Annotated in this window: 15 protein-coding genes and 1 pseudogene; 10 read left to right on the plus strand and 6 right to left on the minus strand. The window is 64.1% G+C overall.

The features are described 5' to 3' along the window. A pseudogene (locus B2Z70_RS10050) lies at positions 1 to 568 on the plus strand (succinate dehydrogenase/fumarate reductase flavoprotein subunit); the annotation flags it as partial. A gap of 45 nt (positions 569 to 613) precedes the next feature. Continuing rightward, positions 614 to 1399: a succinate dehydrogenase iron-sulfur subunit gene (locus B2Z70_RS10055; protein WP_009802248.1), complete on the plus strand. Its 786-nt coding sequence runs from the start codon at positions 614 to 616 to the stop codon at positions 1397 to 1399. Positions 1400 to 1457: 58 nt separating this feature from the next. On the opposite strand, the gene B2Z70_RS10060 is transcribed toward B2Z70_RS10055, so the two are convergent. From B2Z70_RS10060 to B2Z70_RS10075, 4 genes are all read right to left on the minus strand, one after another. Continuing rightward, positions 1458 to 2195, minus strand: coding sequence for a GDYXXLXY domain-containing protein (locus B2Z70_RS10060; RefSeq protein WP_292982974.1), 738 nt, complete (start codon positions 2193 to 2195; stop codon positions 1458 to 1460). Continuing rightward, the gene (locus B2Z70_RS10065; RefSeq protein WP_292982976.1) at positions 2192 to 3316 is read right to left on the minus strand and encodes a DUF2157 domain-containing protein; all 1125 of its coding nucleotides are present in this window, start codon (positions 3314 to 3316) and stop codon (positions 2192 to 2194) included. The genes B2Z70_RS10060 and B2Z70_RS10065 overlap by 4 nt, the downstream gene beginning before the upstream one ends. An 89-nt stretch (positions 3317 to 3405) precedes the next feature. Beyond that, entirely contained in the window at positions 3406 to 4242 is an 837-nt protein-coding gene (locus tag B2Z70_RS10070; protein ID WP_009802251.1) for a 1-acyl-sn-glycerol-3-phosphate acyltransferase, read from the minus strand. A gap of 14 nt (positions 4243 to 4256) precedes the next feature. Beyond that, positions 4257 to 4616, minus strand: a complete 360-nt coding sequence (locus B2Z70_RS10075) for an ArsR/SmtB family transcription factor (RefSeq protein WP_292982979.1) — start codon at positions 4614 to 4616, stop codon at positions 4257 to 4259. 75 nt (positions 4617 to 4691) lie between these two features. Here B2Z70_RS10075 and B2Z70_RS10080 point away from each other — a divergent pair, with 75 nt between their 5' ends. After that, complete coding sequence (locus B2Z70_RS10080; protein ID WP_292982981.1) at positions 4692 to 5171, plus strand: arsenate reductase ArsC; 480 nt, start codon at positions 4692 to 4694, stop codon at positions 5169 to 5171. Beyond that, the gene (arsB, locus tag B2Z70_RS10085) at positions 5171 to 6247 is read left to right on the plus strand and encodes an ACR3 family arsenite efflux transporter (protein ID WP_292982983.1); all 1077 of its coding nucleotides are present in this window, start codon (positions 5171 to 5173) and stop codon (positions 6245 to 6247) included. The genes B2Z70_RS10080 and arsB overlap by 1 nt, the downstream gene beginning before the upstream one ends. Positions 6248 to 6312: 65 nt before the next feature. Here arsB and B2Z70_RS10090 read toward each other — a convergent pair whose 3' ends face one another. Beyond that, positions 6313 to 9762: an autotransporter domain-containing protein gene (locus B2Z70_RS10090; RefSeq protein WP_292982985.1), complete on the minus strand. Its 3450-nt coding sequence runs from the start codon at positions 9760 to 9762 to the stop codon at positions 6313 to 6315. 124 nt (positions 9763 to 9886) lie between these two features. On the opposite strand from B2Z70_RS10090, the gene B2Z70_RS10095 reads away from it, so the two are divergent. From B2Z70_RS10095 to B2Z70_RS10105, 3 genes are all read left to right on the plus strand, one after another. After that, the gene (locus B2Z70_RS10095; RefSeq protein ID WP_292982987.1) at positions 9887 to 10357 is read left to right on the plus strand and encodes a hypothetical protein; all 471 of its coding nucleotides are present in this window, start codon (positions 9887 to 9889) and stop codon (positions 10355 to 10357) included. Next, positions 10357 to 10716, plus strand: a complete 360-nt coding sequence (locus B2Z70_RS10100) for a hypothetical protein (protein WP_292982989.1) — start codon at positions 10357 to 10359, stop codon at positions 10714 to 10716. Before B2Z70_RS10095 ends, B2Z70_RS10100 begins: the two co-directional genes overlap by 1 nt. Before the next feature lie 115 nt (positions 10717 to 10831). Then, a complete protein-coding gene (locus B2Z70_RS10105; protein WP_009802258.1) occupies positions 10832 to 12337 on the plus strand; it encodes a CoA-acylating methylmalonate-semialdehyde dehydrogenase in 1506 nt (501 codons plus the stop codon). Positions 12338 to 12408: 71 nt separating this feature from the next. Here the strand turns inward: B2Z70_RS10105 and B2Z70_RS10110 are convergent, their stop codons facing one another. Next, positions 12409 to 13521: a phenylalanine 4-monooxygenase gene (locus B2Z70_RS10110; protein WP_292982991.1), complete on the minus strand. Its 1113-nt coding sequence runs from the start codon at positions 13519 to 13521 to the stop codon at positions 12409 to 12411. A gap of 153 nt (positions 13522 to 13674) precedes the next feature. Between B2Z70_RS10110 and B2Z70_RS10115 the strand changes: the two genes are divergently transcribed. The 3 genes from B2Z70_RS10115 (at position 13675) to zapE (ending at position 16575) form a co-directional block, all read left to right on the plus strand. Further along, on the plus strand, positions 13675 to 14817 hold the full coding sequence (locus tag B2Z70_RS10115; RefSeq protein ID WP_292982993.1) for an iron-containing alcohol dehydrogenase: 1143 nt from the start codon (positions 13675 to 13677) through the stop codon (positions 14815 to 14817). Next, complete coding sequence (locus tag B2Z70_RS10120; protein ID WP_292982995.1) at positions 14814 to 15254, plus strand: acyl-CoA thioesterase; 441 nt, start codon at positions 14814 to 14816, stop codon at positions 15252 to 15254. The genes B2Z70_RS10115 and B2Z70_RS10120 overlap by 4 nt, the downstream gene beginning before the upstream one ends. A gap of 199 nt (positions 15255 to 15453) precedes the next feature. Further along, positions 15454 to 16575 carry a cell division protein ZapE gene (gene zapE / locus B2Z70_RS10125; protein ID WP_292982997.1) on the plus strand — a complete coding sequence of 374 codons (1122 nt, stop codon included), beginning with the start codon at positions 15454 to 15456 and terminating at the stop codon, positions 16573 to 16575. Positions 16576 to 16623: the final 48 nt, after the last annotated feature.

Here is a 16623-nt window from a genome sequence, read left to right on the forward strand (position 1 = left end):
GATCGACCTCGTGGTGTTCGGCCGCGCGGCCGGCCTGCGCTGCGGCGAGACCGTGGAAGCGGGCGCCAGCCAGCCTGAACTGTCGGAGAAGGCGGGCGCAGACACCCTGTCGCGCTTTGACAAGATGCGTCACGCCGATGGCGGCACCAAGACGGCCACCCTGCGTCTGGACATGCAGCGCGCCATGCAGGAAAACTGCGCGGTGTTCCGCACCCAGGAAGTCCTCGACGAGGGCGTCACCCGCATCGCCGAGGTCTACAAGGGTGCAGCCGATATTCGCGTCAACGACCGCTCGATGATCTGGAACACGGACCTGGTGGAAGCGCTGGAGTTTGAAAACCTCATCGCTCAGGCCTCGGTGACGGTGAACTCCGCCGCCGCCCGGACCGAGAGCCGCGGCGCGCACGCGCGCGAAGATTATCCCGATCGCGATGACGCGAACTGGATGAAGCACACCCTGGCGTGGATCAATGAAGACGGGTCGGTCAAACTCGATGACCGCCCGGTTCACGAATACACCCTGTCCAACGACATCGCCTATATCGAGCCGAAGGCGCGGGTCTACTAAGACCCCGCCCACGCTCACTGGCTACTAGAAAGCGGGAACGACCCCATGGTCCAACTGACGCTGCCGAAAAACTCCCAGGTCAAAAAGGGCAAGGTGTGGCCCAAGCCCGAAGGCGCGGATGAGAAGAATCTGCGCGCCTTCAAGGTCTATCGCTACGACCCTGAAACCGGTGAGAACCCGTCCTGGGACACCTATTACGTCGACACTTCCAAGTGCGGCCCGATGATCCTGGACGCCTTGTTCTTCATCAAGAACGAGATCGACACCACTCTGGCCTTCCGCCGCTCCTGCCGCGAAGGCATTTGCGGCTCCTGCGCCATGAATATTGGCGGCCGGAACACCATCGCCTGCACCAACGGCATTGATGAGCATAACGGGACGATCACCATCGCCCCGCTGCCGCACCAGCCAGTGGTTCGCGACCTCATTCCGGACCTGACCAATTTCTACGCCCAGCTCGAATCCATCAAACCCTACCTCAAGACCGATACGCCGGAGCCCGAGAAGGAATGGAAGCAGAGCCAGGAAGACCGCGAGGAGCTGGATGGCCTGTACGAGTGCATCCTGTGCGCCTCGTGCTCGACGTCCTGCCCGTCCTATTGGTGGAACTCGGACAAGTATCTGGGCCCGGCCGCCCTGCTGCAGGCCTATCGCTGGATTGCGGACAGCCGCGATGAAGCGACCGGCGAGCGCCTTGATGATCTTGAGGACCCCTTCAAGCTCTATCGCTGCCATACCATCATGAACTGCGCCAATGTGTGCCCGAAGGGTCTGAACCCCGCCAAGGCCATCGGCAAGATCAAGGATCTGATGGTCGAGCGTCAGGTCTAGAACCCGCGATCAACCGTCGAACGCAGAACGCCCCGGTCCTCTGGCCGGGGCGTTTTCTTTATTCGTCGCGCGCCCGCACCAGTCTGGGCCCGGTCAGGGTGTCGATCACCCGCTCGCCATCGAGATACAACCCCTTGATGACGGCCTCGCCGGTGTCGGAGACCGACAGGATCACGCCGTATTGGGGGATATCCGCCGTAGGCTCGTCAGCAAGGTCGATATCGTCACACCGCCAGGCCTGTTCAAACCCTTCAGGATCAGACTGCTGCAGATCCCGGCAATGCTCCCAGTTATTGCGCTGTCCCTGCATCTGGGTCGCGGTCTGAAAGTCTTCCTGAAGCGCCAGCGCCGTCTCCGGGTCGGCGAAATACTGACGCGGCAGATCGAACCGGGCGAAATAGACATCCGGCGTCTCGCCTTCGGGCACATACGGCGTATGCAGATAGGCCTTCAGAACCGGGCCGCCTTGCGACAGGGCCTCTTCAGGACTCGCAAAGGCCTCGCCGGGTTGATGGAATTCGCCGGCAGGCGTCAGGGCAAAATACACCGTATCGCCAGGCTCCAGGCCTTGCTCGAGAGGCCAGCCGAGCGGCACATCGCTGGTCCCGAAATCGCGATAGCTCAAAACGGCGTAATGGCCGAAAAACACGTCGCGCGGATCTATAGGGTAGGTCTGGAGCACCACTTCAACCCCGGACGACCGCGCCTGCTCATGGCGGACCGTCATCCAGCCCAGAAACGCAAGAATGACGGCAAGGCCCAGTGCGGCGCACGCCAGATAAGACATCCCGATCATGACGCCTGCTCCCCGGTCTTCGCCTGTCTGCGCCGCGTGAACCACAGCAGGGCGGTCAGCGCGGCCCCGAAGACGATCAGGGTGAAGCCGGCGGTGACAAGGTTGGTGGAATAGGTGAACAGGATGATCGCCGCACCGATAAACCCGACCACCCCGGCGCCGCGAAACCAGCGCCGCCCCGGCGCGGCGCCATAGGCGGTGAGCGCGGAGAAGACCGCGAGGCTGGCGATGGCGATGATCGCCATGAAGCCGCTGTCCAGAACACGCTCCGTCCCTAGCCCCATCAGCAGGAACACCATGGCGGCCCAGCTGGCCCAGCCTGCAAGGCTTCTCAGCGCGAAAACCGGTCTGGCTCGCACCACGCCTTCAAGAACAATCGCGACACCCGCCCACAGGGCGAACAAGGCGTAGGCGACACGACCGTCCTTTTCCGACGTGAATTGCTCAAGCACGAGTTCGGTCAGGTTCCAGCTCGCCCAAGCGATCACGGTCAGGGCCACAATGTTGAGCACCAGAAGCGAACGCCATCTGAACCCCTGAACGCCCAGAATGGCGAGCACCGGCAGAGCCCAGATCGGCTCGGGCAGACGCGTGAGTTCGCCCGTCTCGCCAAAGTGAAACAGGCTCCATACAAGCGCCAGAAGCGCGGTTCCCGCCGCCGCCAACGGCGAGCGTTGCGTGACGCTGATCAGAAGGCCCAGCCCGGTCCACAGGCCCAGAAAGGCGGCGTTGGTGGCGCTGGCGTGATAGAGCTGGCCAATCACGATCACGCCGCCGCCGGTCAACAAGACCGCAATCGCGGCGAGGATGTTGGACGGCAGGGTCAGGGCGCGATCGCGCAGCCAGCCCGCGGACAGCATGGCGGCGCTGATCAACACGCCCACAAGGCCCAGACGCATCACCCCGGTCAGGGCCGACCAGTTCGCGGCGATGACTGTCAGAACGCCCAGGCCGATGACGAGGCCCGCCAGACTGGTCAGGATGGGCGAGGACGAGGTTGAGGGCGGCGTTGCGCCTGCATGCTCACGCAGCGTCTTCGCGGTCGCCTCGTCAATGAAGCCCTTGCGGACCCATTGCTCCAGATCCGCGCTCAAGCGCTTGATATAGGCGTCTGTTTTCATACCCGTCCCGTCGCCCGACCCGTTCAGCGTGTTCCTTACACCCTGATCATGTCACAAATGCAGGCCGTCAGGGCATAAAAGCCTGAGCCTTACGCCTGTTTGGCGAGGCCCTGGCTGCAACGACGCAGGGTCTCGCTGGCGGTCTGCTCATCTCCCGCCAGCTCGAGCGGGTCCATGGGGGCGCCAAAAAGCAGGCGATAGCGCGCGCCCTTCTTGGCCAGAAGCTCGTGAAACACGGTCATGTGGCGCAATTCCTCATGGATCAGCCCGAGCGAATAGAACCAGAGCGACATGCGCTGGCGCACGCCAAGCGAGACGACAGGCGTCCTGTATTTGCGCGCCAGGCTGAGCGCTGTGGGCTGCCAGTCGGAATCCTGCAGACTCAGGCTGCGCCAATCCCAGGCCGACATGCGGCCCGCGGGGAACACCACGATGCAGCGCCCCTCCTGAAAGGCGGTGATGGCGCGCTTGAGCGTGTCGCGGGTCTTTTCCCGGTTGCGATGCGCCTCGCGCCACTCCACCGGGATCACCACATCCGCGAGCCCTTCACAGACGCGGATGGCGTCGCGATTGGCGAAGAACACCATGTCGGGTCGCCGCGCCTTGAGCGCCTGCCAGACTGCGATGCCGTCAGCAATGCCGCCGGGATGGTTCGCGGTGATCACGCAGGGACCGGTCTCGGGCACATGTTCGATCCCCGTCTCCACCGTCCGCATGCTCAGAAAATCCTGCGCCCAGTCCATCGCCTCCCGGCCGGACTTGTCCGCCAGCGCATCGGCAATCTCGCACGCTCTGCGATAGCCCAGCAGCGGATAGAAGATGCGCTTCACCCAGGGCCAGAGCCGGGGGTTGGCGGACAGGCGGACCGCCCGCTCCTCAATGAGCTGGTCGACAATGTGGGAGGGCAAGGGATCAGATTCTGTCATGCCGCCAGAACAGGCTAGCAGGCGGCTTTCTGCAAGCCGTTGAGATCAGAGACTGCGAGATCGCAGATTTCAGGATTGCCGTCACAGCATTCCACGATCAGGAAGTTCAGAAGGCCGCTCACCGCCGGCAGGGTCGCGGAATAGAAGCGGCGGCGCCCCTCCTTGCGAACATGCAGCAAGCCCGCAGACACCAGCACGGTCAGATGCGCCGAAAGATTGCTGGGCGTCACTTGCGCCTGATCCGCCAGATCTCCTGCGGACACCCCGTCCGGCCCAGCGCTCATCACGGCGCGGAACACGGTCAGTCGCGTCTCGTGCGCCAGCGCGCCGAACTGGTTCGCGGCAAGCTCCGGGGTCAATTTCAGCTCTTTCATTTCAACTTATCCTGAAATATAGAGGCCTCGCAGTATAGAGGCCCAGACAGCCCCAACCAAGCGGAGCGCCGCGTCATGAAATTATTAGTTCTGTGCACCGGGAATTCAGCGCGTTCGATCCTGGCTGAAGCCTTGTGGTCGACCCTGAGCAAGGGGAGCGTAACAGCCTACTCTGCAGGGTCAAAACCTTCCGGGACGCCCAATCCCTACGCCCTTGAGACGCTGGCGCGTCATGGCCTGCCCATCGAGGGTCTGCGCTCGAAAAGCTGGAGCGAATTCGAAGGCGATGCGGCGCCGCAGATGGATGTGGTGATCACCGTGTGCGATTCCGCCGCTTCCGAGCCCTGCCCCATCTGGCCGGGCGCCCCGGTGCGGGTGCACTGGGGTTTGCCCGATCCGGCGAGCCTGCCGGCCGGGCCGGAGGCCGAAGCCGCATTTGAAGCCACCTTCCAGGCGCTCAAGTCCCGCATCCAGGCCTGCCTCGACGCCGGCATTGTCCCGGCATCCGATGAGCAGCGTCTCGAAATCCTGAAAGCCGCGCACGAGGCCGCCTGATGAGCCGACCAGAACCCCAAGTTGACGCACGCCCGGCGGGCGGAATCGGCTTTTTTGAAACATGGCTGTCGGTCTGGGTCGGCGTCGCCATTCTTGCAGGCACGGCGCTCGGCGCGCTGGCGCCGGGCGTCTTCGCCGCTCTGGCGAGCCTGGAGATCGCCCGGGTGAACCTGCCGGTGGGCCTTCTGATCTGGCTGATGGTCTTCCCCATGATGGTCAATATTGATCTGGGAAGCCTGCGCCAGATCGGCGCACGGCCCAAGGGCCTCGCCATCACGCTCGTTGTGAACTGGCTGATCAAGCCCTTCACCATGGCCGGGCTGGCCGTCCTCTTCTTTGAATTCGTGTTCGCCCCCTTCCTGCAGCCGCAGGACGCCCAGGCCTATATCGCCGGACTGATCATTCTGGGCGCAGCGCCCTGCACCGCCATGGTCTTCGTCTGGTCCCAACTGACGCGGGGAGACGCCAACTACACCCTCGTCCAGGTGGCTGCGAATGATGTGATCATGGTGTTCGCCTTCGCCCCGATCGTGGCGCTGTTACTGGGCGTGACGGAGGTCAGTGTTCCGTGGAGCACGCTGCTGATCTCGGTCGGTCTTTATGTGATTGCGCCGCTGTGCGCCGGCGCAATCGTCCGCCACATGCTGACGCGCGGTCTGGCGCTGCCGGATGCTGAGGCTGCAGTCGACGCGTTCACGGCGCGGATCAAGCCGCTCTCAATTGTCGGACTGATTGCGACCGTGGTGATCCTCTTCGGTTTTCAGGGCCGCACCCTGCTGACCCAACCGGTCGTGATCGCCATGATCAGCGTGCCGCTGCTGATCCAGTCCTATGGCATCTTCGCCATCGCCTATGGCGCGGCCTGGCTGGCGCGCACCCCGTTCAGCATCGCCGCCCCCTGCGCCCTGATCGGCACATCGAACTTCTTCGAGCTGGCGGTCGCTGTGGCGATCTCGCTGTTCGGCCTGAATTCCGGCGCTGCGCTGGCCACCGTGGTGGGCGTGCTCGTGGAGGTGCCGGTCATGCTGTCGCTGGTCGCCTTCGCCAACAGGACGCAACGCTGGTTCCCGTCATAACGGTCATGAAAAAGCCGCCCCGGCCAGGCCGGGGCGGCTGATCATGGACCTGCAGGCCCGTTCGCCTAGAAGCGGAAGCGAGCGCCCACGGACAGGGTCTCGGTATCCAGAACGCCGCGGCGATCGTTCAGGGAGTCATAGCTGATCGCGACAGCAAGACCGCTGTCGAGATGGGCGGTGACGCCCAGCGAGAACTCGGACCAGTCATTGTCCTCAGTGTTGACCGGATCGATCACGATCGGGCCGGAGGCCGCGTTGAGCGAAGCGATCACCGCTTCATCCGAACCGCGGGCGTCCGCCGCGATGCCGGCGTACAGGCGCGGCTCGAGCACGGCGGCGCCCAGGCGGAACTGCGTGCTCGCCGCCAGGCCGACGCGGCCCACCAGCTCCACATACTCGCTGGGATCGACCGTCATGGAGGCGACAGAGCCTGATTGCTCACCCGCGTCAAACCGGGTTTCGGACCAGGTGGCGCTCACGATCGGGGTCAGCTTCAGCGCGTCTTCGACCGGCGACAGGTCATAGGCCAGGGCGCCCGTCACGGCATTGGTGTGACCGTCCTGGCCGCCCGTGGTGCGGAAGCTCGCACCGCCGACGACCGCGGTGCGGTCGCTGTCTGCAGTGTGACCGGCATGGGAGGCGGAGAGCATCGCCGTCAGGCCGCCCTGCTGGGCCAGCGCGAAAACGCCGACCTGAAGGGTGTCCACATCGCTGCGGGCCTGACCGCCGCCCACCAGAAGGCTTTCCGCCTCGGAGTTGGCGTAACCCAGGGTCGCGCCGACGCGCAGCCAGTTCCGGGTCTGATAGTCGAACCCGACAAAGCCGTAGCTGCCTTCAAGCTCGCTGGAGCTGACATTGGTGGTGTCCAGTTCGCCGTCCGTGGCGCCTGCTGCGCCAAACAGGCGCCAGCCATTGCCCTGATCCTGGATGTTCGGACCGCCCGCAGCCTGGTCGGCTGCAATCGCCAGCGAGGCGTCATCCAGACGCGCCGTCTGATCGCCGCCCATCAGCCGGGCGGTGAAGCCCGCGGCCATGGCCTGACCGGACGCTTCCGCGCGGCCCTGACCCAGCGCCACATCACGCATCTGGTTGGCGAACAGCTCGAGATGCGCCTCGGACGCCCGACGCAGCTGGTAATGCTCGTGCGGGACGAGATTCTCGAAAGCCGAGGTCAGATCCTCGCCCGACAGCACGTCGATGGGCGCATACAGGTTGGACAGGGCGTCATAGCTGCCCTCGCGGGCATTATCGAGACGCGCGGCAATGCCGCTCTGAGCGCCGTTCTGGAACTGGGCCTGGGTGGAGAAGGATTCCGCCTCCACCGTGACGTTGACGAAACCGGCGCCATAGGTCGTGGCCAGATAGAGCACGCCCGGCAGGTTATCGCCGTCGAACTCGCCGACGCGCTCGCCCGCGAAGCTCAGAATGCGACGCGTATCGCCATAGGTCGGCACATAGCCATCCAGCGGGTTGACCGCGATCAGACCGCCCAGCGACACATCGCCATTCACCACCAGCAGGTCAGCGCCATCAGCGCTCCAGTCAACGCCCAGCACGCCGCCGGAGGTCTGGATGTAATCGCCCTGGATGGTCAGCGAGCCGGTCTGGCCCACAGCGCCGGCCGTCACCACGCCGCCCACATTGAACAGGGCGCCGTCAAGGATCTGTCCATTGCCGACGAAGGCGTTGAGATCGAACAGGGAGACAATGCCGGAACCGCTGAGCATGCCTGTCCACAGCATCAGCTCACGGGTCAGCAAGCCGCCATTCACCTCCAGCTCGCCGGCGATGACGTTCACGCCGATCAGGCTGGTCAGATCCGTGTCCTCATTGATCACGAGACGCGCATCGCCGCCCGCCAGGGTCAGATTATCAATCTCGGCGAAGTCGAGATCGAAGGTGGTGGTGCCCGCCGCCGCGAGGGTGACGTCGAAGAACTGCGCCGGATCCTCGAAGGCCGGCGCGTTCGGGCGGCCATAATAATTGCTCGGGACAAAGCCGGTGTAACCGGGCCCGGTCAGGGTCTGGATCAGGCCGGACACCGTCTGGGCGGTCGCCGCTTCCGGAGCGGCCCATGCAGAGCCGGCGGCGCCGTCGCGGAGACCTTCAGGCAAGGTCGCCACGACACCGTTCGCAGCAAAGTTGACGAGGTCGCCGCCAATGCCGGCGCCGGTTCCGGCCGGATTATCGCCGGTATCGGTGTCCGCGACCGGGGTGTCGAAGACGATGCCCTCGATCGGGCGACGCTGGCCCAGACCGCCTTCGTCGCCATCGGGCAGACCGTTCACGATCTCGCCGTCCTCATTGTAGACGAAATAGTTCGGATCGAGCCCCTGCACCCAGTGGTCGCCATCCGACCACAGGCCGTCGCCCGCCATCGCGCTGACGTATTTGTAGGGGTTATTCTCGCTGATCCACTGATGATAGGTGAACAGCGGATTGTAATAGCTGACCTCGCCATAGCTCTGGCCGGAGCTGTGGAAGAAGCCGTCCACAAAGCCGCCCGACAGCACGCCCAGGATCAACGGATTGTTGAAGAGGTTCATGGCCATCAGCGGACCGCCGGAATCCCCGCCGCCGGTCGCGACTTCATTCGGCAGCGCGTCGCCCGGGAAATAGTCGATCGACGGGCCAGGCAGCACCACGGTGTCGCCGTCCAGACGCACGCCGTCGCCGGGGACATTGTCATCGCAGAAGATGCTGTCTTCCCCCGTCGGGCCCAGATTGGCGCGGGTGCAGGTTCCGGTGCGGCCCGGAAGGTCGAAATCGGTCCAGTACAGCAGCTGGTTGTCGCTCGGCACCGGCGAGCCCGCGCCTTCTCCGGCGAGCGCCTGGAAGAAGTCGCTCTGGGAGGCCAGCAGGCCCAGCATGTTCTCGCCCGCGCGACGGCGGCCATTGATCGAGCCGATCGAGCTGTCCGAGCCGGGATGGAAGGTGCCATAGCCGATCTGATTGACCAGAACGCCTTCATTGAAGACATCCTCGGGGATCGGGCTGAACAGCATGCCGTAGGTCGGCAGCGTGTAGAGCGGGTTGGAGAGCGCGATCATCGCCACATCCGCGGCGGGGAAGGTGTTCACGCCGTTCACTTCGCTGTCCGGGTGCATCATCAGATCCACGCCGAAGGACAAGCCGTTGAGATCATCGACGAATTGCTGGCCGGTATTGATCCAGTTGAAGAGCGGCACGAAGGTGTCCGGGCCATAGGCGATGATCGGCGTCAGCGAGCCGGGACCATCAGCATAGACCTGTTCAGGATAGGCGTCGAAGCAGTGCGCCGCCGAGATCACGGTGCGCGCATTGATCATGGAGCCGGTGCAGTTGAACGAGATCTGCCCGGAGACCCGGTTCCACAGATAGATCTGGACGACGCCGTCCCAGCCCTGCGCAAACTGCTGGGCGCCCTCATCCCCCACATCATCGCGGAACGGGATGGCGTCTGCAGACGCGGTCATGGCCATGGCGAGCATCACGGATGAGGTCGCCGCCAGAAGCGGAGCTTTGATCGATTTCATGTGCATTCCCCGTGCGTATCGAAGCCGGCGATTTGATCGCCTGTTTTTCAGTCCGGTAAGCTACACTGGCCGACGCACAGGGAAATGCTTCATCTCACTGACACACACGCGAAAGGCGTATTCCATGCTGCTGCGTTGTATTTTTGTCTCAATCGCCGGCCTGCTCTGCGCCTGTGCGGGGGCGCCGTCCCCGGACCGGGTGCAGATACAGGGAACGCCTCCTGACAATACCCTCACGCCGCGGCTGCCCCGATCCGATCAGGGCCTGTCCCCGGACTGGTTCCTGGGCGACTGGCGCGTGGGCGCCTCAGGTTGCATGCTGCATCTGGGTCGAAGCGACGCCGAAGGCGCTTCAGGGCCGGTCGAGACGCGCGACTGCGCGCCGCCCTGGTCCGGGGCGAGCCGCTGGCGCCGACCGGCGGATGATCAGTCCCTCTTCGACATCCTGACGCCGGAGGGCGCCCTGCTCTGGCGGGCAGGCGCCATTCAACCGACCGCGATTGCAGGCGTGAATGGCGAGGGACGGCTTGTCCGCCTATACTGGGCGCAAGAGGGAACCCATGGGGGATGGGTGCGTCCCGGAGGGGAAGAATAATGATGCTGACAAGTCTGACTGTCCTTTTGACCTTCATGGCGCTGGCCGACGCGCCGCCGGAGGGCGGGGTCTATACGCTCACCACGCCTGTGCAGAGCTGCGAGATCCTGCTGGACGCCACAGCCGCGCCGCTGCCCGAGACCAATCTGGACCAGCGCGACGCCTCGGGCTTCGCCACGGCCATGCCCAGCTGCCCCGCCAGCGTCTCCCAGACGAGTTTCTGGAGCTATCGGGATGCGGATCGCACGCTGAGCCTTTATGACCCCAGCGGCGCAAGCCTGTTCACGGGTCTGGCCAGCGAAGAGGGCTGGCGCGGCGAGATCACGGACGGCCTGCCCGCCACGCTGTCGGCGCGCTAGACGCTCACAAACGCCGCTGAGCGCTCGACAACCCGCCTTGCCGGGCGTTACACCCTGCCTCAATCAATCAAACGAGCCGGCGTCCACGCGAGACCGGCCTGATGGAGGAAGCCCCATGTCCGCTCACCGCGATATCCACCACTTCATCAATGGCAAGGCCGTCCCCGGCGGGTCGGGTCGCTTTGGCGACGTCTACGACCCCAATACCGGCGAGGTGCAGGCCAAGGTCGCGCTGGCCAGCGTGAAGGAGCTCGATGAAGCGGTCGCCATCGCCAAGGCGGCGCAGCCGGACTGGGCGGCGGTGAACCCGCAGCGCCGCGCCCGCGTCATGTTCAAGTTCAAGCAACTGCTCGAAGAAAACATGGACGAGCTGGCGGTGCTGCTGTCGTCCGAACACGGCAAGGTCGTCGCTGACGCCAAGGGCGATGTGCAACGCGGCCTCGAAGTGATCGAGTTCGCCTGCGGCGTGCCGCACCTGATGAAGGGCGAATACACCGAAGGCGCCGGCCCGGGCATCGACGTCTATTCCATGCGTCAGGCCCTGGGCGTGGTGGCGGGCATCACCCCGTTCAACTTCCCCGCCATGATCCCGATGTGGATGTTCGGCGTGGCCATCGCCTGCGGCAACGCTTTCATTCTCAAACCGTCCGAGAAGGACCCGTCCGTGCCGGTGCGCCTGGCCGAACTGATGAAGGAAGCGGGCCTGCCCGACGGCATCCTGAACGTCGTCCATGGCGACAAGGAAGCAGTGGACGCTATTCTTGATCACCCCGATATCAAAGCGGTGAGCTTTGTGGGCAGCTCCGACATCGCCCAGTACGTCTATTCGCGCGGCACGGCGAACGCCAAGCGCGTGCAGGCCATGGGCGGCGCCAAGAACCACGGCATCATCCTGCCCGACGCCGATCTCGATCAGGTCGTGCAGGACCTCGTCGGCTCCGCTTATGGCTCGGCGGGCGAACGCTGCATGGCGCTTCCCGTCGCCGTTCCTGTCGGTGATGACACCGCCGATCGCCTTCTGGAAAAGCTGATCCCGGAAATCGAGAAGCTGACCCCCGGCGCCTCCACCGATCCCGAGGCCCAGTACGGTCCGGTCGTCTCCCAGGCGCACAAGGAAAAGGTCGAGAACTACATCCAGATGGGCGTGGACGAGGGCGCGAAGCTCTTGATCGACGGTCGGAACTTCAAGCTGCAAGGCCATGAGAGCGGCTATTTCATCGGCCCGTCCCTGTTTGACCATGTCACCGCCGACATGAAGACCTATCAGGAAGAAATCTTTGGCCCCGTGCTGCAGATCGTGCGCGCCAAGGACCTTGAAGAGGCCGCCAAGCTGCCGAGCGAGCACCAGTACGGCAATGGCGTGGCGATCTTCACTCGCAACGGCCTCGCCGCGCGGGAATTCGCCTCCAAGGTCAATGTGGGCATGGTCGGCGTGAACGTGCCGATCCCGGTGCCGGTGGCCTATCACACCTTTGGCGGCTGGAAGCGGTCTTCGTTCGGCGACGCCAACCAGCACGGCATGGAAGGCGTGCGCTTCTTCACCAAGATCAAGACGGTGACCCAGCGCTGGCCGTCCGGTCAGGTGTCCGATCAGGCCTTCATCATCCCGACTATGGACTAGGGGTCTGGTCCTGAACATGAAAAAGCCGGCGGAGCGATCCGCCGGCTTTTTTGTGGGCCCGGACTGACAGCCTACCGCTTGTGCGCGTCGCGGATTGCCTGCATGTGCTCGACCGCACGGGGTTTGCCCTTGCCGCCGCAGAATTTGTACTCCTGCGTGCCCTCGGTGACGATCACATCGGTGTCGAGCGCTGCGGTGGTGGCGTAGGTGAAGCCCGCGGGCAGCTTCTTGTAGATCGGCGTGAAATCGCGACCGGCGGTGCTCTCATACAGCGCCTTGATGGAATCCACGACGAAATAGGTTTCCTGAAAATCGCTGATCACATAGTCGGTGCGCATGACCCGCTCGGGCACCATCTTGATGCGGTGCGGGCTGTCAGAGTAGAGCGAGAACAGGGTCTCGTCCGGGCTCGACAGAATGCCCGCGCCATAGACGCGCAATTCGCCCTCTTCCAGGATCAGGCCGAACTCCACCGTGTACCAGTAGACCGAGCCGAAATTCTTCAGGCGGTTATACTCGATCGCCCGACGCCCGCCCGCGCCATAGGCCTGGATGTAATCGGCGAAGAACGGGTTCATCAGCATCGGCACATGGCCGAAAATGTCGTGGAAGGTGTCCGGCTCCTGCAGGTAGAAGAGGTCGTCCTCCACCGCCGTGTATTCGACGAATTCCGGCGCGCGGCCTTCATTGGCCTCTTTCACCTTTTTCGTTTTCGGATTGCCGCCGCGAATGAAGACGCCCGCCGGGAAGCGGCGGTTCTCCAGGTGCCAGAAGAAGATGTTGTCCGGGATCAGCTCGGGCACCGGCACCACCGTCCAGCCCGTGGCGGGCTTGAGGATGGCGTTGATGTCGTCAAAGCTGGGGATGCCGTCCTTGAAGAGGTGCTCGAGCTGCTCGAACCCCTCCATGAAGTCCTTGCAGGCCCGGCCCGGCAGCATCTTGCGCTGGTTCTCAAACAGCAGCTTCCAGCGCGCATGTTCGGCGGGCGTGTAGTCGGGCTGGCGCTTGAGCTGCCAGCTGTCGGCGATGAAATCGCTCTCGTCCAGACGATAGCCTTCAGGCCGGATGGCGTAGCGATAGAGCGCCCCGCCGGGCCCCGTCAGTCCATTGCCGGCGTCCTGCACCAGCGGGTCGTAATAGGCGCGACCCATATCCGGGATGGATGTGGACACTTCGTCGAGCATACTCGCCTCCTATGGCTGGCCAGCCGGGCTGGTCTGAGTGAAAAGAACAGGCATACTGTGCCCGTTTCGAGGGTCCGCATAAAGAGACCCCGCTCATAACACACGCGACGCATCCGCGCAGTGCGAGCCCGCAGACGGGAGGAGCCGACGGCCATGACCACCGCTTTCACCTTCACGACAGTCCCCAAAACCCTGTTCCAGCCTGGCTCGAGCGCACGGCTCGCGGAAACCGCCGCCCCGGCGCTCAAGGGCGCCAAGCGCATCCTCTTTGTCACCGATCAGGGCGTCCTGAAGGCGGGACTGGCCGATGCGGCGCTGGCGGGCCTGAAGGATGCGGGCCTTCAGGTGCATGTCTATGACAAGGTGGTCGCCGACCCGCCCGAAAGCACTGTCTTCGAAGCTGTGGCGGAAGGTCAGGAATTTGGCGCCGAGGCCGTGATCGGCTTTGGCGGCGGCAGCCCGATGGACACGGCGAAAGTGGTCGCGCTCCTTTTGTCCGGCGAGCAATCCCTGTCCACGATGTATGGCGTGCAGCAGGTCAAGGCGAACCGTCCGCCGCTGATCCTGCTGCCCACCACGGCGGGCACCGGCTCGGAAGTGACCAATGTGGCGGTGCTGACCACGGGCGCGACGTCCAAACGCGGCATTGCGGCAGATCCTCTGTATGCGGACATGGCGATCCTGGATCCCGATCTGACGCTGGGCCTGCCCAAGCATCCCACCGCCTATACCGGCATTGACGCCATGGTTCACGCCATCGAGGCCTTCACCAATCGCCGCTCGAAAAACCCCATGTCGGACGCCCTGGCGCTGACCGCGCTGAAGCTGCTGCATGGCTCGATCCTGCGCGCGTGCGAGGATGGCTCTGACCGGGAAGCGCGCGGCGACATGCTGCTGGGCGCCATGCTGGCGGGGCAGGCCTTCTCCAACTCACCCTGCGCCGGGGTGCACGCCATGGCCTATCCGCTGGGCGGCATGTTCCATGTCCCGCACGGGCTTTCGAACGCCGTCGTGCTGCCGCCCGTGCTGCGCTACAACGCGCCTTCCGCCGAAGAGCAGTATGCGGAAATTTCCTCGCATCTGGGCCTCAAGCCGGGCTCCTCGGGCCTGATCGACGAGATGGACCGCATCGCCGAGGCCGTGGGCATCGAGCGCCGCCTGTCGGAACTGGGCATCAGCCATAATGACGTGCCGAAAATGGCGGAGGACGTGGCCGCCAATGATCGCCTCCTGCCGAACAATCCGCGCGAGATGACCTATGACTCCATCGTCGCGATGTATGAGGAAATCCTGTGAGCGCAGAGCGTCAGGCGCCGGCGAGGCGTGCGGCTTTCAATCAGTTCGAACCCATCGAGACCCGCTGGGCGGACAATGATGTCTACGGCCATGTCAACAATGTCGTCTATTACGGTTTCTTCGACACGGCCGTGAACCGGCGCCTGGCCCGCGCAGGTCTTCTCGACATCGAGCACGGCGAGACCATCGGCCTCGTGGTGGAGACCGGCTGCCGCTATCACGCCGCCACGGCCTTTCCGGATGCTCTGGAAGCGGGGGTGAAGGTGGCGCGGATCGGCTCAAGCTCGGTGCGCTATGAGATCGCCATCTTCAAGGCGGGCGAGGACACCGCCGCCGCCGAGGGCTTCTTCGTGCATGTCTATGTGGACCGTCAGACCCGTCGCCCGAAGCCGCTGCCCGAGGCTTGGCGGTCTGAGCTGGAAGGCTGGATGGTCTAGACAGGCCACAGCCTTGTCACCCTCTCGCAATCCTTCTGCAACCTCATGAAGCTATAAGCGCAGCCGTCTTGGCGGGGCGGGCGCATCATTGTATCGAGGCGGCCATGCGCACCTTGCAACGCCCCGCCCTTGTCTGGCTCGCCGCCGCTGTCAGCTTTACTCTGATCGCGACCGCAGCTCTGGTCTGGAGCCTTTGAGAATGGGTCCTGTGGACAGCCTGAAACAGGCGGTGGCCGAAGGTCGGCTGCAGCCCGATCCCGGTCAGGCCGAAATCGCTGAGCACCTTGAGGCGCTGTGCGACGCGCTGGCGGAGTGGAATGAGGGCAAGTCGGGCCTGTTCAGCAAGTCCAGACCCGCGCCCAGGGGCCTTTATCTCTATGGCGGAGTGGGCACCGGCAAATCCCTGATGATGGATCTGTTCTTTGACGCCGCCCCCGTGGCGAAAAAGCGCCGCGTGCACTTTCACCAGTTCCTGCAGGAGATCCAGGCGCGCATCACCCATGAGCGCGAGAAGAAGGATTCCGATCCTCTGCCACGCGTGGCGAAAGCGCTGGCCAAGCAGACGCGGCTTCTGTGCTTTGACGAGCTGCAGGTCACCGATGTGGGCGATGCGATGATCCTGGGTCGCCTGTTTGACGGCCTGTTCGCCGAGGGCGTGGTGATGGTCGCCACCTCCAACCGGCATCCCGATGATCTCTACAAAAACGGTCTCAATCGCCAGCTGTTCGAGCCCTTCATCGATCTCATCAAACAGACGCTGGATGTGCGCGAGCTCGATTCCGGGCGCGATTACCGCCTTGAACAGCTCGAAGCCGCGCCGGTCTATTACCATCCGCTGGGCTCGGAAGCGGATTCGGCGATGGATAACGCCTTCAAGCGCCTCACGCGCGGCGCCAAGGTGCAGACCTGCATTCTCGACGTGAACGGGCGCGAACTTGTGGTGCCGCGACAGGCGGCGGGTGTGGCGCGCTTCACCTTTGACGAATTGTGCGCCAGGCCTCTAGGCCCGGCGGACTATCTGATGGTGGCGGAGACCTTCCACACCGTCATGATCGACCGTGCGCCGCTGCTGACGCCGGGCAAGCGCGACGCCGCCAAGCGTTTCGTGACGCTGATCGACGCCCTCTACGAAATCCGGACCAAGCTGATCATGAGCGCGGAAGCGGAAGCCTCCAGACTCTACCCCGAAGGCGATTACGCGTTTGAATTCCAGCGTACGGTGTCGCGCCTGATGGAGATGAGCGGGCGCGCCTATCTGGCCGCCGAGCGCCGTGTGGGCGAAAGCGACGAGGACAGCCCAGACCGCACGCATTCTGAGTGACGGGGGCCGCCTGCCAAGGCACACTTCCCAGATCATTGTCTGGGGAGA

The sequence above is a fragment of the Oceanicaulis sp. UBA6590 genome (assembly GCF_002433705.1).
GTDB lineage: Bacteria > Pseudomonadota > Alphaproteobacteria > Caulobacterales > Maricaulaceae > Oceanicaulis.